Annotated in this window: 17 protein-coding genes; 10 read left to right on the top strand and 7 right to left on the bottom strand. The window is 72.5% G+C overall.

Going from position 1 to position 14,537, the window contains the following annotated elements; translation table 11 throughout:
- Nucleotides 1-89: 89 nt before the first annotated feature.
- Nucleotides 90-572 carry a hypothetical protein gene (locus ACFYOP_RS01165; RefSeq protein WP_356889612.1) on the top strand — a complete coding sequence of 161 codons (483 nt, stop codon included), beginning with the start codon at nt 90-92 and terminating at the stop codon, nt 570-572.
- Here the strand turns inward: ACFYOP_RS01165 and ACFYOP_RS01160 are convergent.
- The gene (locus ACFYOP_RS01160; RefSeq protein WP_356889610.1) at nt 521-853 is read right to left on the bottom strand and encodes a hypothetical protein; all 333 of its coding nucleotides are present in this window, start codon (nt 851-853) and stop codon (nt 521-523) included. The two genes, ACFYOP_RS01165 and ACFYOP_RS01160, sit on opposite strands and share 52 nt — an antisense overlap.
- Nucleotides 850-1,056, bottom strand: a complete 207-nt coding sequence (locus ACFYOP_RS01155) for a hypothetical protein (protein ID WP_388450541.1) — start codon at nt 1,054-1,056, stop codon at nt 850-852. Before ACFYOP_RS01155 ends, ACFYOP_RS01160 begins: the two co-directional genes overlap by 4 nt.
- Before the next feature lie 257 nt (nt 1,057-1,313).
- Here ACFYOP_RS01155 and ACFYOP_RS01150 point away from each other — a divergent pair, with 257 nt between their 5' ends.
- Both ACFYOP_RS01150 and ACFYOP_RS01145 read left to right on the top strand, forming a co-directional pair.
- Entirely contained in the window at nt 1,314-2,108 is a 795-nt protein-coding gene (locus ACFYOP_RS01150; RefSeq protein ID WP_356889606.1) for a helix-turn-helix transcriptional regulator, read from the top strand.
- Complete coding sequence (locus tag ACFYOP_RS01145; RefSeq protein ID WP_356889604.1) at nt 2,101-2,316, top strand: DUF397 domain-containing protein; 216 nt, start codon at nt 2,101-2,103, stop codon at nt 2,314-2,316. Before ACFYOP_RS01150 ends, ACFYOP_RS01145 begins: the two co-directional genes overlap by 8 nt.
- Before the next feature lie 10 nt (nt 2,317-2,326).
- Here the strand turns inward: ACFYOP_RS01145 and ACFYOP_RS01140 are convergent, their stop codons facing one another.
- The gene (locus ACFYOP_RS01140; RefSeq protein WP_356889602.1) at nt 2,327-2,926 is read right to left on the bottom strand and encodes a hypothetical protein; all 600 of its coding nucleotides are present in this window, start codon (nt 2,924-2,926) and stop codon (nt 2,327-2,329) included.
- A gap of 245 nt (nt 2,927-3,171) precedes the next feature.
- On the opposite strand from ACFYOP_RS01140, the gene ACFYOP_RS01135 reads away from it, so the two are divergent.
- The 3 genes from ACFYOP_RS01135 to tesB all read left to right on the top strand — a co-directional run bounded on the left by ACFYOP_RS01135 (nt 3,172) and on the right by tesB (nt 5,933).
- Entirely contained in the window at nt 3,172-3,669 is a 498-nt protein-coding gene (locus ACFYOP_RS01135) for a hypothetical protein (protein WP_356889600.1), read from the top strand.
- Between the two features lie 202 nt (nt 3,670-3,871).
- On the top strand, nt 3,872-5,029 hold the full coding sequence (locus ACFYOP_RS01130; RefSeq protein WP_356889598.1) for an acyl-CoA dehydrogenase family protein: 1,158 nt from the start codon (nt 3,872-3,874) through the stop codon (nt 5,027-5,029).
- A 28-nt stretch (nt 5,030-5,057) separates the two neighbouring features.
- Nucleotides 5,058-5,933: an acyl-CoA thioesterase II gene (tesB, locus tag ACFYOP_RS01125; protein WP_356889596.1), complete on the top strand. Its 876-nt coding sequence runs from the start codon at nt 5,058-5,060 to the stop codon at nt 5,931-5,933.
- 119 nt (nt 5,934-6,052) lie between these two features.
- Here tesB and ACFYOP_RS01120 read toward each other — a convergent pair whose 3' ends face one another.
- Entirely contained in the window at nt 6,053-7,129 is a 1,077-nt protein-coding gene (locus tag ACFYOP_RS01120; protein WP_356889594.1) for a histidine kinase, read from the bottom strand.
- The gene (locus tag ACFYOP_RS01115) at nt 7,126-7,803 is read right to left on the bottom strand and encodes a response regulator transcription factor (protein ID WP_356889592.1); all 678 of its coding nucleotides are present in this window, start codon (nt 7,801-7,803) and stop codon (nt 7,126-7,128) included. Before ACFYOP_RS01115 ends, ACFYOP_RS01120 begins: the two co-directional genes overlap by 4 nt.
- Nucleotides 7,804-7,961: 158 nt before the next feature.
- On the opposite strand from ACFYOP_RS01115, the gene ACFYOP_RS01110 reads away from it, so the two are divergent.
- Nucleotides 7,962-8,255, top strand: a complete 294-nt coding sequence (locus ACFYOP_RS01110; protein ID WP_356889590.1) for a hypothetical protein — start codon at nt 7,962-7,964, stop codon at nt 8,253-8,255.
- A gap of 46 nt (nt 8,256-8,301) precedes the next feature.
- Here the strand turns inward: ACFYOP_RS01110 and ACFYOP_RS01105 are convergent, their stop codons facing one another.
- On the bottom strand, nt 8,302-9,090 hold the full coding sequence (locus ACFYOP_RS01105) for a phosphatase (RefSeq protein WP_356889588.1): 789 nt from the start codon (nt 9,088-9,090) through the stop codon (nt 8,302-8,304).
- A 135-nt stretch (nt 9,091-9,225) separates the two neighbouring features.
- On the bottom strand, nt 9,226-9,822 hold the full coding sequence (locus ACFYOP_RS01100) for a TetR/AcrR family transcriptional regulator (protein WP_356889586.1): 597 nt from the start codon (nt 9,820-9,822) through the stop codon (nt 9,226-9,228).
- Nucleotides 9,823-9,910: 88 nt separating this feature from the next.
- On the opposite strand from ACFYOP_RS01100, the gene ACFYOP_RS01095 reads away from it, so the two are divergent.
- From ACFYOP_RS01095 to ACFYOP_RS01085, 3 genes are read left to right on the top strand one after another with little or no spacing between them, the layout of a single operon-like run.
- Nucleotides 9,911-11,554: a carboxyl transferase domain-containing protein gene (locus tag ACFYOP_RS01095; RefSeq protein WP_356889584.1), complete on the top strand. Its 1,644-nt coding sequence runs from the start codon at nt 9,911-9,913 to the stop codon at nt 11,552-11,554.
- Between the two features lie 20 nt (nt 11,555-11,574).
- Nucleotides 11,575-13,596 (top strand): biotin carboxylase N-terminal domain-containing protein, encoded by a 2,022-nt coding sequence (locus tag ACFYOP_RS01090; protein ID WP_356890220.1) that lies wholly within the window; start codon nt 11,575-11,577, stop codon nt 13,594-13,596.
- Complete coding sequence (locus tag ACFYOP_RS01085) at nt 13,593-14,537, top strand: hydroxymethylglutaryl-CoA lyase (protein ID WP_356889582.1); 945 nt, start codon at nt 13,593-13,595, stop codon at nt 14,535-14,537. The genes ACFYOP_RS01090 and ACFYOP_RS01085 overlap by 4 nt, the downstream gene beginning before the upstream one ends.

The following is a 14,537-nucleotide window of genomic DNA, read 5'->3' as shown; positions in this document are numbered from 1 at the left end:
TGGTTCCGTGGGAAACCGACGACTGTCACCACAGAAGGCTGTGGCCACGCACCAATCCCCTTGGCCCGCCCGTGTGTTGGAATTCGCGCATGGTGACTCCCGCTGACGGAACCCTGCTTGCGGAACCGGGCGAACCCGCGCGTCGTCTGCGCACCGAGATCGAGCGGATACGGGACGAGGCGACACGCCGGAAGGTCCTCGCCGACCGGCGGGCCGAACGCTGGAACAAGGCCAACATCCTCCTCGGTTTCCCCGCCGCACTGCTCGCCGGCACGGCCGGCGCGGCGGGCCTCGCCTCGGCCGACGCCCGCATCCCGGCCGCGCTGCTCGCCCTCGCCTCGGCCGGTTTCGCGGCGGGCGCGGGCTTCCTCCGCGGCGACGTCCGCTGCCGCGCCAACAAGCGCGCCCGTCACGCGTGGGCGGCGGTCGAGGGCCGGGCGACGCTGAAGCTGACGCACGAGCGCCTGACGCCCGAGGACCTCGGCGAACTGCTCGACTGCCGCCAGGCCGCGCTGTCCGCCTACGACGCCGAGGACCCGCCGCCGACTCCGCCCGCACCGCCCCCGGCCTGAACGGGCCCGAGACGCGCGCCCCGGCTCCGCGCGATGCGGTGCACGTCCCGCAGACTCTCCGCCATCCGCGCCACGACGTAACGGAGTTGGTCGGGGGTGGCCCGGCGGTCACCGAGCAGGTCGTCCACGTGGTCGAGCAGATCAACGGCCATGCCGAGTTGCACGCTCTCGACGTTGTCCGCGACCCGCGAGACGTAACCGGTCCCGTCACCGAGCACGTAACAGGGCTTGCCCTCCGGCGTGGCCCAGGGAAGAAGCCGGCCCGTGCCGGCCCCGGTCACGCGGTCACCTCCACACCGTGGATCAGCCGGGGCCCGATGTCGATCCCGTGCACCGCCAGCCACAGGGCACGCCGCCGGACCCGCTGCCGACGGGCCTCCTCGCGCCGCTCGTGCGCGACGAGATACGGGCGGACGAGCGGACTGTCCTCGCCCCGCACCACCGGATCGGGGGCGCGGGTCGGCCTGGGCGGTGGCACAGCCACCGCGGTCCGCGCCCGATGACGCCCCGGCGGGGGCCACATGAGCCGCAGCAGCGGCTCGAGAATACGCGCGATACGGTGCAACACGTCGTCAACTCCAGTGTGGTTGATGGCCACGCCCCCGGACCGGTCACTCGGTCGCGGGGGTCCTGCCTTCTTCGGCATCGCTGTGTAGCGATCCACTCACAGAGTGAGACGTCCCGGACTACGCTGACCAGGGGGTACGAGGTGACAGCACCTTTGTCGCATGGGAGTTGACGATGAGTAACACCTATGGGGAATGGCTCCGCGCCCAGCGCGAGTCGGCCGGCCTGACCCAACAGGAACTGGCCGACTCGGCGATCATGACCCGCTCGCACATCGCCCACATCGAGGCGGGCCGCCGTATGCCGTCCAAAGAGGACGCGCGACGGCTGGACAGGGCGCTGAACACGGGAAACGTGCTGAGCAGCTTCCTCCCGCAGGAGGACGTGGCGGTCGCGGACTACTTCGAGGCGGCGCGCCAACTCGAACAACAGGCGACGGTGATCCAGGAGTTCGCACTGTCGTACGTGCCCGGCATCCTCCAGACCGAGGCGTACGCACGTGCCGTTCTGGCCCCATGGTTCCCTCTCCGGAGTGAAGGGGAGTGTGACAGGCTCCTTGTCACACGGCTGGAGCGCGGCAAGGTGCTCAGCGACCCGGTCACTCCGCTGTTCTGCGTCCTCCTGGACGAAGCAGTGCTGCACCGCCATGTCGGGAGCCCGAAGGTCATGGCCGAACAGCTCACCCACATCGTTCACATGGCCGAGCGGGGCCGCATCCGCGTGCATGTACTCCCCTTCTGTGTCGGCCACCACCCGCTCCTACAAGGAATGTTGTCGCTCATGGCGTTCGACGACCAGCCTCCCGCCGCCTACGGCGAAGGAGTACTCATGGGCAGGCTGCACGACTCCCCTGCCCTGGTTGAGACGCTGCAGCGCACATACACTCTCGCCCTGGGCGATGCACTGACCCGCAAGGAATCGATCGCGCTTCTACGGGCGAAAGCAAAGGAATACGAGCACCATGACTGAGCGCACCTTCCCGAACGGGGCGGAGTTGCGCAGCTGGCGCAAGTCGTCCTACAGCGGCGGCGACGGCGGCAGCTGCGTCGAGATCCTCGACGGCCACCCCACCGACGTCCCCGTACGCGACTCCAAGAACCCGCACGGCCCCGCACTCGCGTTCCAGCACGCGGCCTGGTCCGCGTTCATCACGGACCTCAAACACCCCGGCCGCTGACGCGACCCGCTCAACCGCCCGCGCCCACCCCGTTGTTCGGCGCGCCGTCGCCCTCCGGGGGCAGGTCGCCGCGTTCGACCGGTTGGCCCGCGTTCTCGCGCGCCGGGGGCAGGACGTCGTCCAGTTCCGCGTCGCTCGCGGCGTGCGCGGCCTCGGCCGCCTGGCGGAGGGTGGCCCGGTCGACCGCCGCCGTGTCGGCGTTGAGGCGTACCAGGCGGCTGTCCACCTCGGTCGCGTACTCGTGCTCGGTGCCGCTCATGCGATACCAGCTCTCGCCGTCCTGCACGCAGTCGACGGCGCCGCCCATGCCGCCGGTGCCGACGCCGACGGGGATCTTCGGGCAGGTCGCGGCGTCCATGGAGCCCCGGTCGACGCCAAGGCGTATCTGCGCGCCCGCGCCCTGCTTCACGTACGTCGCGGAGAAGCCGTCGCCGCCGAGGACGCCCACGGACTGCTTGGCGAGCTCGTAGCCCGGCACCTCGGTGACGTACACGTTCTCGATCGCCACCTGGGCGGCGCGGGCGCGTGACTCCAGCTCGGCCCGGTCGGCTCCGCTCCCGGCGGTGTCCGTGCCGCAACCGGCCAGCACAACGGCCACTGCGCCGGACATCGCGGCAGTCACTGGCAACAGAGGGCGCGGCAGACGCGCAGCAGGCTTCATGGGGATCATGGTGTCGCACGACGTTCGCCGCCGTGGGGACCGTGTCCCGTTCGTTGTCATGCCGGGGTCGTGCCGAGGTCGTGCCGGGACCTCGCCGGACGCCGGCCCCGGCCACACGTTGACCGGTCGGGCAGATCCGCCGTAACGTGCGTCACACCAGCGGACAATCTTGCATTGGTCGGACTATGGGTACTTTGCGCGAAAATCCCCGCAGGGGTGGCATATTCACCGGAACCGCCGTACTCGCGGCACTCCTGCTCTCCACACTCACCGCCTGCGGGGCGCAGAGTTCCGCGTCCGAGCCCGCGGCCGACCGCGCTCCGCAGATCGCCTTGCAGGCCGGGACGTCCTCACTGAAGACGGCCCTCGCGGCCCAGGCCACGGTCCAGCACACAGCGGCCGAGAAGGCCGCCGCCCAGCCGCGCGACGCCCGGCCCGCCACCGCCTCCACATCCACCTCCACCCCCACCGGCAGCGAGGGCCTCTGCACCACGGACCCCGCCGACCGCCAGAACTGCCGCAACCCCGGTGGCGCGATCGATCCGGACGGCGGCGATCTCGACGGCGATGGTGTCTTCGAGGCGCACGAGCCGGTCGGCCCCGGCTACAAGGACCCCCGCGCGTACGACGGCGGCAGGACGTCCGGGGAGACGCAGTGCGCGTGGCTGCGCTCGCAGGGAATCGCCTGCTGACAGCGGTCCCGGCGCTCGCGACACCGACGCCCGAACGAGGGCCCCGTCATGTGACGGGGCCCTTGTCACATGACGGGCGTGGGCAGCATCACTATGGACACTTTCAACAACCGCCCGGTAACTTTGACTGAGCAAGCGCTTAGAAATTGTGGCGATTGCAGCGTATCCACCCAGTCACTGACTCAGTCACGAGGAGGCGTCCGTGCGCCGTACCGTTTTCAACGAGGACCACGAGGCGTTCCGGGACACCATCCGCGCCTTCATCGAGGCCGAGGTCGTCCCCGTCTACGACGAGTGGTTCGCTGCGGGCCAGGCGCCGCGCGACTTCTACTACAAGCTCGGTGAGCTGGGCGTCTTCGGCATCAACGTGCCCGAGGAGTTCGGCGGCGCGGGCCTGGACACGCACAAGTTCGAGGCCGTGCTCTACGAGGAGACCGCGCGCGCGGGCGTCAACTTCGGCGGCTCCGGCGTGCACGTGCTGCTCGCCCTGCCCTACATCAAGGCGCTCGCCACCGACGAGCAGAAGAAGCGCTACCTGCCGAAGTTCGTCTCCGGCGAGGAGATGTGGGCGCTGGCGATGACGGAGCCGGGCACCGGCTCCGACCTCGCGGGCATGAAGAGCACCGCCAAGCTCTCCGAGGACGGCACGCACTACGTCCTCAACGGCTCCAAGACCTTCATCACCGGCGGTGTGCACGCGGACCGCGTGATCGTGTGCGCCCGTACGGCCGCGCCGACCGCCGAGGACCGTCGCCACGGCATCTCGCTCTTCGCCGTGGACACCAAGTCCGCGGGCTACTCGGTCGGCCGCAAGCTGGACAAGCTCGGCCTGAAGACCTCGGACACCGCCGAGCTGGCCTTCGTCGACGTCAAGGTCCCGGTCGAGGACCTGATGGGCGAGGAGAACAAGGGCTTCTACTACCTCGGCCAGAACCTGCCGTCCGAGCGCTGGGGCATCGCGTTCGGCGCGTACGCCCAGGCGAAGGCGGCCGTCCGGTTCGCCCAGGAGTACGTGCAGGACCGCACGGTCTTCGGCAAGACCGTGGCGTCCTTCCAGAACACCAAGTTCGAGCTGGCCGCCTGCAAGGCCGAGGTGGACGCGGCGGAGGCCGTCGTCGACCGCGCCACGGAGGCGCTGGACGCCGGTGAGCTGACCGCCGCCGAGGCCGCGTCCGCGAAGCTGTTCTGCACCGAGGTCGCGCACCGCGTCATCGACCGCTGCCTCCAGCTGCACGGCGGCTACGGGTTCATGAACGAGTACCCGATCGCCCGCCTGTACGCCGACAACCGCGTGAACCGCATCTACGGCGGCACCAGCGAGGTCATGAAGATGATCATCGCCAAGGACATGGGCCTGTAGGCACGACCCGAACCAGTACGTTCCTTCCATGAGTTCAGCACTCGACGAGCTGCTCGATCTGCTCGACCTCGAGCAGATCGAGCAGAACATCTTCCGCGGCAGCTCCCGGTCCGCCGTCGTCCCCAGGGTCTTCGGCGGGCAGGTCGCGGCCCAGGCGCTGGTCGCCGCGGGCCGCACGGTCCCGGCGGACCGCACGGCGCACTCCCTGCACTCGTACTTCCTGCGCATGGGAGACCCGGGCGCGCCGATCGTCTACACGGTCGACCGCATCCGCGACGGCGGCTCGTTCACGACCCGCCGCGTGGTCGCGGTCCAGCACGGGCAGCCGATCTTCCACCTCTCCGCGTCGTTCCAGACGTACGAAGAGGGTCTGGAGCACCAGGCGGAGATGCCGGCCGCCCCGGCGCCGGAGACGCTGCCCACGGCGGCCGAGCTGCTGCCGCGCTACGCGGACCGGTTCATGGATCCGGGCGTGGTGGACCGGCTCCTCGAAGCACGGGCGGCGGTGGATCTGCGGTACGTGGACGAGCCGCCGTACGCCACGGCGGGCCGGCCGCGCGAGCCGCGCTCCCAGGTGTGGTTCCGCGCGAACGGCAAGCTCGCCGACGACTCCCTGCTGCACGTCTGCCTGGCGACGTACGTCTCCGACATGACCCTGCTCGACTCGGTGCTCCTGGCGCACGGGCGGGGCGGCTGGGCGGTCGGCGACGTGGTCGGTGCGTCGCTGGACCACGCGATGTGGTTCCACCGGCCGTTCCGCGCGGACGAATGGCTGCTGTACGACCAGGAGTCGCCGTCCGCCTCCGGCGGCCGCGGCCTGGGCCAGGCCCGCATCTGGACCCAGGACGGACGCCTGGCGATCACGGTCATCCAGGAGGGCGTGGTCCGCGTCCCCCGCCGCTGAGAAGCACCCGCACCCGCACGCCCGCACGCCCGCTGCTCAGGCAGCGGGCGTGCGGGCGTTGAACACCCGGCGAGGTGTCACCGTCCGCCGGCCGCTCCTGTGCGGCGCACCGCCCCGCCTCAGCGCCCCGCCTCAGCGCCCGCCGTCGGGACCGGCAGGAGGGCCGACAGGAGGAAGCCGCCGTCCGGCGTCGGGGTCGTGATCAGGGTGCCGCCGAGGGCCGCCGCGCGGGTGCGGAGGCCGGGGAGGCCGTGGCCGCCCTCGTCCGGCGCCGGGCAGGGGGACGGCGGCGGGGCGTTGCTGACGGTGATGCGCAGGCCGTCGCCGGCGCGGCGGACCGAGACCTGTGCCGAGGCGCCCGGGGCGTGGCGGCGGATGTTCGTCAGGGCCTCCTGCACGATGCGGTACGCGGTGTGCTGGACGGCCGGCGGGCAGTCGCCCGGATCGAGGTGCGCCGAGTGGACGATGTCGCGGGCCGCTTCGAGCAGTTCCGGCAGCCGGTCCAGGCCGGGGCCGTCGTGGCGGATGGCCCGGCGCAGGTCGGCCGCGGCCCGGCGGCCGAGTTCCCCCAGGGCGGCCGCCTCCTCCCGGTACGGGGCGGACTCCGCCGTCGCGGCGAGCGCGCCGCAGCGCAGGCTGATCAGGCTCAGATGGTGGGCGGCCGTGTCGTGCACGTCGCGGGCCAGCCGCTCCCGTTCCCGCAGCGCGGCCTGCTCGGCGGCGTAGCGGCGCTCCCGCTCGCGGGAGAGGGCCAGCTCGGCGAGGCGGCCGGCGAGTTCGGCGCGGGCGCGGCCCAGCAGGCCGAGGGCGGCCGGGGCGACACCCAGCAGCCCGGCGAGCATGACGCCGAGGACGGTGTCGGGAAGCGTCCAGACGTACCCCCCGAGGTCCCGCCACGGCACGAACGCCACGACGGCGACGGCCGCGGACCCGGCGGCCACCTCGCCGCGGCGGCGCTCCGAGGCGGCGAGTGCGTGGAGCGCGCACAGCGTCGGCAGCCACAGCACGCCGGTCGCGAGGGTGGGCAGCGCGAGGGCGAGCACGGTACGGGGGAAGCGCCTGCGCAGGACGAGAACGCCGGCGACGACGAGCCCGCCCGCGGCCATCCAGTCGGCCAGCCAGGCGCGGGTCGCCAGGACCTCGGCGACGACCAGGGTGACGACGAGGGCTTCGACCGCCCGGGATCGGGGGGTCATCCCTGGTTCCCTCCGTTCCTGGCCCGGTGGACGACGGCCGCCAGACCCACCCGGCTGGTGACGGCGAGCTTCCGCTTCAGCGCGCCGATGTGCGTCTTAACCGTGGTCACGCCCATACCGAGGTGCGTGGCGATGTCCGCGTTGGAAAGCCCGGCCGCGATCAGCTCGAGGACGTCGCGCTCCCGGTCGGTGAGGCCGGACAGCTCGTCGGGGCCGGCGGGCGCGGCGGCCGGGGCGGAGCGGGTCCAGCGGCCGAGGACCGCGGCGCTGCCGGGCGGCGTGCAGATCACCCCGCCGGCGGCGAGCAGCCGCACCGCTTCGACGAAGAGGCGCGGCTCCGTCGTCTTGAGCAGAAAGCCGGACGCGCCGCCCCGCAGCGCGCGCTCCACGTGGTCGGCCCGGTCGAGGGCCGTGAGCATGGCCACCACGGGCGGCTCGGGCAGCGCCCGCAGGTCGCGCAGCACGTCGAGGCCGCCCGCGCCCGGCATGTCGATGTCGAGCAGCACCACGTCGGGGGCGAGCCGCCGGGCGGCGGCGACGGCGTCGGGCCCGTCGCAGGCGGCGGCGACGGTCACGGCGTCGGCGGAGTCGAGGATGCGGTGCAGCGCGGTACGTACGAGTTCCTCGTCGTCGACGAGGAGCACACGCACCGGCGGCCTCAAGTCGTAGAGCAAAGGTCGTCCTGTGGTGTGAGCGATGCGGTGCCTGCTGCTGCGAGCCTGGATGCAGATCCTAGGACGCCACAAGCGCCCGCCCGGATCCCCGGGGGCCCGACCATCCCCGGGACCGCCACGCCGCCCGGGCAGCCGGGCCCGTCCCGGGAAGGGAACCGATGGGTGCGGTACCCCCGGCCGAGGAGGAACCGTCGCACGCCGCAGAACCGGCGCGTGACGCGGCCGGGACCGACGGATGGGCGCAGGCGTCCCCCCACGCCCGGGCGGCGTGGACCACCGGTGGCGCCGTGCTGATCGCCGCGGCGGTGGCGCTGTTGTTCGTTCTGCGCGAGCACGTCGTCGAGCTCGGCACCGGCCCTCGTTACGCCGCCGGCCCGGCCCTGCGCGGCGCCCTGTCCCTGACGCTGCTGGCGGGCACGTACTGCGTCGTGCGCGGCCGCCGGCACGCCTGACTCCGGCGCCGTCCACCGGCGCGGCCGGCACCGGCCGCCCGCGCCGTCACTCCTGGGCCGTGAGGCCCGCCGCGTCCAGCAGGTACGCCGTCATCGGGTCGTAGAAGCGCGGGTCGGTGACGTGGTCGTCCAGCGGGACGGTCACCTGGAGGGTGCCCTCGGCCTCGCCGATGAACAGCGCCGGATCGTTGCAGTCCGCGTAGCCGATGGAGTCCAGCCCCCGCTGGCCCGCGCAGCCCGCCCAGCCGTGGTCGGCGACGACCAGGTCCGGCAGGGGCCGGTGGTCCCGCGCCAGGCCGTCGAGGATCGCGGCCATCGGGGCCGGCGAGTGGGTGTGCCAGAGGGTCGCGCCGCGCTCCAGCATGGCGACGTCGGCGAACTGGAAGACCATGCCCTCGTCGGCGAAGAGCCCGCCCGGAATCCGCACGATCTCGCAGCCGGCCGCCCGCAGGGCCGCCGCGGTCTGCCGGTGCACGTCGAGCAGCCCGCCGGGGTGCCCGGTCGCGAAGAGCACCCGCTCCTTGGCGGCGGCCGCCTTGCGCAGCCGCGCGGCCATGCGCTCGAGCGCGTCGACGGTGAGCTCCGGGTCGATGGTGTCCTGCCCCTGCCGGTGCTCCGGGTCGTCGTTGACGCCGCACCGCTCGGCCATGACGGCGAGCACGTCCTGCTCGTCGCTCCAGCGGTCGCCGAACTCCAGCCCGAGCCAGTAGTGCCGGTCGCCGTTGGCCAGCTTGCGGTAGTGGGAGAGGTTGTTGTCGCGTGGTGTGGCGACGTCTCCGGCGATACGTGAGCGGACGAGGTGGTCGACAAGTGCGGCGCGGCTGGGTATCGGCATGGACCCATTGTGCCGTGGGGTGCGCGGAGCGTGTCGACCGTATTGGCCCGTGGGACGCGTGGCGCCGCCCAGGGCGCTTCCGGGCCGCGTGTGCGCCTCAGGCGTCACGACAGCGGGGAAGCGGCCCGGACGTGCCTACCGCGTCGCGAGCGAGGCGAACGCGCCGTGCGCGAGGCGCCTGAGCAGCTCCTCCGTCGCCGTGCGGCGCAGCGGGCCGCCGCCGCCCGCCTGGAGGTGCGGGGTCGAGTTCAGCAGGCCGAAGACCGCGTGCACGGCCGCCCGCGCCTCCGACTCGGCGACCTCGGGGTACAGCTCCCGGACCACGGTCACCCACAGCTCCACGTACTGGCGCTGGAGCCGGCGCACCCGCTTCCGGTCGCTGTCCCGGAGGCGGTCCAGCTCGCGGTCGTGCAGGGTGATCAGCGGGCGGTCGTCCAGTGCGAAGTCGATGTGGCCGTCGATGAGCGAGGAGAGCAGGGCCTCGGCCCCGGTTCCCGCCTCCTCGACCCGCAGCCGCCCGCCGTCGAGGAGGCGCTCACTGATACCGACCAGCAGCTCCGCCAGCATCGCGTCCTTGCCCGCGAAGTGGCGGTACAGGCCCGGGCCGCTGATGCCGACCGCGGCTCCTATCTCGTCGACCCCCACGCCGTGGAAACCGCGCTCCGCGAAGAGGCGGGCGGCCTCCTTGAGGATCTGCTCGCGGCGGGTCGGCGCCGCGGTCCTGGTGCTCATGAACATTCATTCTAGACAGAGCGGTTAGCGGTCGTTAACCTGGACGCAACACGTTAACGCTCATTAACCGAGCAAGGGAGCTCGATCGATGCAGCAGGCACCAGTGCTGACGAGCGCTGGGGGTACCTCCCAGCGAAGCGAGGGGGAGGACCCGGCGTCCGAGGCCTGGCAGGCCAATGAGGCGGCACACCAGGAGCTCGCCGAAGGCTTGCGGTCACGCCTCGCGGCGGCCCGCCTCGGCGGCGGCGAGAAGGCGCGCGCCCGGCACACGGCGCGCGGGAAGCTCCTGCCGAGGGACCGGGTGGACACCCTGCTCGACCCCGGCTCGCCCTTCCTGGAGCTGGCGCCCCTCGCGGCCGAGGGGATGTACGAGGGGCAGGCCCCGGCCGCCGGGGTGATCGCCGGCATCGGCCGGGTCAGCGGCCGCGAGGTCGTCGTCGTGGCGAACGACGCGACCGTCAAGGGCGGCACGTACTACCCGATGACGGTGAAGAAGCATCTGCGGGCCCAGGAAGTGGCGCTGGAGAACCGCCTTCCCTGTGTCTATCTGGTCGACTCGGGCGGCGCGTTCCTGCCGATGCAGGACGAGGTCTTCCCCGACCGGGACCATTTCGGGCGGATCTTCTACAACCAGGCCCGGATGTCCGGCGCGGGCATCCCGCAGATCGCGGCGGTCCTCGGCTCGTGCACCGCGGGCGGGGCGTACGTCCCGGCGATGAGCGACGAGGCCGTGATCGTGCGCAACCAGGGCACGATCTTCCTCGGTGGCCCGCCGCTGGTGAAGGCCGCGACCGGCGAGGTCGTCACCGCGGAGGAGCTCGGCGGCGGCGAGGTGCACTCCCGCGTCTCCGGCGTCACCGACCACCTCGCGGAGGACGACGCGCACGCGCTGCGGATCGTGCGGAACATCGTCGCGACGCTGCCCGCGCGCGGCCCGCTGCCCTGGACGGTCGAGCCGGCCGAGGAGCCCAAGGTCGACCCGGCCGGACTGTACGGCGCGGTGCCGGTCGACTCCCGCACTCCGTACGACGTCCGCGAGGTCATCGCCCGGATCGCGGACGGCTCGCGCTTCGCCGAGTTCAAGTCGGAGTTCGGCCAGACGCTGGTCACCGGCTTCGCCCGGATCCACGGCCACCCGGTCGGCATCGTCGCCAACAACGGCATCCTGTTCGCCGAGTCGGCCCAGAAGGGCGCGCACTTCATCGAGCTGTGCGACCAGCGCGGCATCCCCCTCCTCTTCCTGCAGAACATCTCCGGCTTCATGGTCGGCAAGGACTACGAGGCGGGCGGCATCGCCAAGCACGGCGCCAAGATGGTCACCGCCGTGGCCTGCACCCGGGTGCCGAAGCTGACAGTCGTCGTCGGCGGTTCGTACGGCGCGGGCAACTACTCGATGTGCGGCCGGGCGTACGGTCCGCGCTTCCTGTGGATGTGGCCCAACGCCAAGATCTCGGTCATGGGCGGCGAGCAGGCCGCGTCCGTGCTGGCGACCGTCAAGCGGGACCAGTTGGAGGGCCGCGGCGAAGAGTGGTCCGCCGAGCAGGAGGAGTCCTTCAAGGACCCGATCCGCGCCCAGTACGAGACCCAGGGCAACGCCTACTACGCGACGGCCCGCCTGTGGGACGACGGTGTGATCGACCCGATGGAGACCCGGCAGGTGCTGGGGCTCGCTCTGACCGCGTGTGCCAACGCCCCGTTGGGGGACGCCGGCTTCGGCGTCTTCCGGATGTGAGGGACCTCAAGACGATGACGATGTTCGACACCGTTCTGGTGGCCAACAGGGGCGAGATCGCCGTACGGGTCATCCGCACCCTGCGGTCGCTCGGCGTGCGCTCCGTGGCCGTCTTCAGCGACGCGGACGCCGACGCCCGCCATGTGCGCGAGGCGGACACGGCCGTCCGCATCGGCCCCGCGCCGGCCGCCGAGAGCTATCTCTCGATCGACCGGCTGCTGGACGCCGCGACCCGCACCGGCGCGCAGGCCGTCCACCCCGGCTACGGCTTCCTCGCGGAGAACGCGGGCTTCGCCCAGACCTGCGCGGAGGCCGGGCTGGTCTTCATCGGCCCGCCCGCCTCCGCGATCTCCCTCATGGGCGACAAGATCCGCGCCAAGGAGACCGTGAAGGCGGCCGGTGTGCCGGTCGTGCCCGGCTCGTCCGGCAGCGGCCTGAGCGACGACGAACTGGCGGCCGCGGCCCGGGAGATCGGCATGCCGGTGCTGCTCAAGCCCTCGGCGGGCGGCGGCGGCAAGGGGATGCGGCTCACCCGCGTCGAGTCGGCGCTGATGGAGGAGATCGCGGCGGCCCGGCGCGAGGCCCGTGCCTCCTTCGGCGACGACACGCTGCTGGTGGAGCGCTGGATCGACCGCCCCCGGCACATCGAGATCCAGGTGCTGGCCGACGGCTACGGCAATGTGGTCCACCTCGGCGAGCGCGAGTGCTCGCTGCAGCGCCGCCACCAGAAGATCATCGAGGAGGCGCCGTCCGTCCTGCTCGACGAGGCGACGCGCGCCGCGATGGGCGAGGCGGCCGTGCAGGCGGCCCGCTCCTGCGGCTACCGGGGCGCGGGCACGGTGGAGTTCATCGTCCCGGGCACCGACCCCTCGCAGTACTACTTCATGGAGATGAACACGCGCCTCCAGGTCGAGCACCCGGTGACCGAGCTGGTCACGGGCCTCGACCTGGTGGAATGGCAGCTGCGGGTCGCGGCCGGCGAGCCGCTGGCCTTCACTCAGGACGACATCACCCTCACCGGACACGCGGTCGAGGCCCGTGTCTGCGCCGAGACTGTGTCCTTCAAAGCGGGCGCTCGCGGCTTCCTGCCGTCCGGCGGCACGGTCCTGCGGCTCCAGGAGCCGCAGGGCGACGGCGTGCGCACCGACTCCGGCCTCACCGAGGGCGCGGAGGTCGGCAGCCTGTACGACCCGATGCTCTCGAAGGTCATCGCGTACGGCCCCGACCGCCCGACCGCCCTGCGCAAGCTGCGCGCCGCCCTCGCGGACACCGTCACGCTGGGCGTCCCGACCAACGCGGGCTTCCTGCGCCGCCTGCTCGCCCATCCCGCGGTGGTGTCCGGCGAGCTGGACACCGGCCTGGTGGAGCGCGAGGCGGACACCCTGGTGCCGGACGGCGTCCCGGAGGAGGTCTACGAGGCGGCGGCCGCGGTCAGGGCGCAGGCGCTCGCGCCGGACGCGGGCGGCTGGACCGACCCGTTCTCGGTGCCCAGCGGCTGGCGGATGGGCGGCCGGCCGGTCCCGCTCGTCTTCCCGCTGCGCGTACCGGGACTTGAACCCGTCACGCACGCCGCGGGCCGGCAGACGGCGCCCCGCGTCGAGGAGCACACCGTCTCCGTCGAGATGCACGGCGTCACCCACACCTTCCACCGCGCGGGCGACTGGCTCGGCCGGGACGGCGACTCCTGGCATGTCATGGACCACGACCCGGTCGAGGCGTCGCTCAGCGGGGCCGCCCGCTCCGGCGTGGACACCCTGGCCGCGCCGATGCCGGGCACGGTCACCGTCGTCAAGGTCGCCGTCGGCGACGTGGTGACGGCCGGACAGAGCCTGCTGGTGGTCGAGGCGATGAAGATGGAGCACGTCATCTCCGCCCCGCACGCCGGGACGGTCACCGAGCTCGACGTCACCGCCGGCTCGACCGTCGCCATGGACCAGGTGCTCGCCGTGGTCGTACCGGACGAGACGCCCGCACCCGACGGAACGGCCGCACCCGACGCGACGGCTGTACCCGACGGGACGGAAGAGGAGGCCCCGCGATGACCGGCACAGAAGGACTGCCCATGGCCGTGCGTGCCGAGGGCCTGCCCGCCCGGGTGCGCATCCACGAGGTCGGCCCCCGCGACGGCCTGCAGAACGAGAAGGCGGTGGTGCCCACCGAGGTCAAGGCGGAGTTCGTCCGCCGCCTCGCCGGCGCCGGGCTGACCACCGTCGAGGCGACCAGTTTCGTCCACCCCAAGTGGGTGCCCCAACTGGCCGATGCCGAGAAGCTGTTCCCGCTGGTCAGCGACCTCGTCGGCGTACGGCTGCCCGTGCTGGTCCCCAACGACCGGGGACTGGACCGGGCGCTGGGCCTCGGGGCCCGCGAGGTGGCCGTGTTCGCCAGCGCCACGGAGTCGTTCGCCAAGGCCAACCTGAACCGCACGGTGGACGAGGCGCTCGCCATGTTCGAGCCGGTGGTGACCAGGGCCGTCGAACACGGGCTGCGGGTGCGCGGCTATCTCAGCATGTGCTTCGGCGACCCGTGGGAGGGCCCGGTCCCCGTCGAGCAGGTCGTCCGGGTGACCCGCCGCCTCGCCGACATCGGGTGCGACGAGCTGAGTCTCGGCGACACGATCGGCGTCGCCACCCCCGGCCATGTGGCCGCCCTGCTCACCGCGCTGAACGAGGCGGGCGTGGGGAGCGACCGGCTCGCGGTGCACTTCCACGACACCTACGGCCAGGCCCTCGCCAACACCCTCGCCGCGCTCCAGCACGGCGTGAGCGTCGTCGACTCCTCCGCGGGTGGCCTCGGCGGCTGCCCGTACGCGAAGAGCGCGACGGGAAACCTGGCCACCGAGGACCTCGTCTGGATGCTTCACGGCCTCGGCATCGAAACCGGGGTCGATCTCGGCCGGCTCACCGCCACAAGCGTGTGGATGGCCGAACAGCTGGGCCGCCCCAGCCCTTCCCGTACCGTCCGCGCCCTCTCCCACAAGGAGTGA

The organism is Streptomyces sp. NPDC006294 (genome assembly GCF_042870895.1).
Taxonomy (GTDB): Bacteria; Actinomycetota; Actinomycetes; order Streptomycetales; family Streptomycetaceae; genus Streptomyces.
Note: the sequence above shows the minus strand (reverse complement) of the source record. Positions and strands in the feature narration are given on the sequence as shown.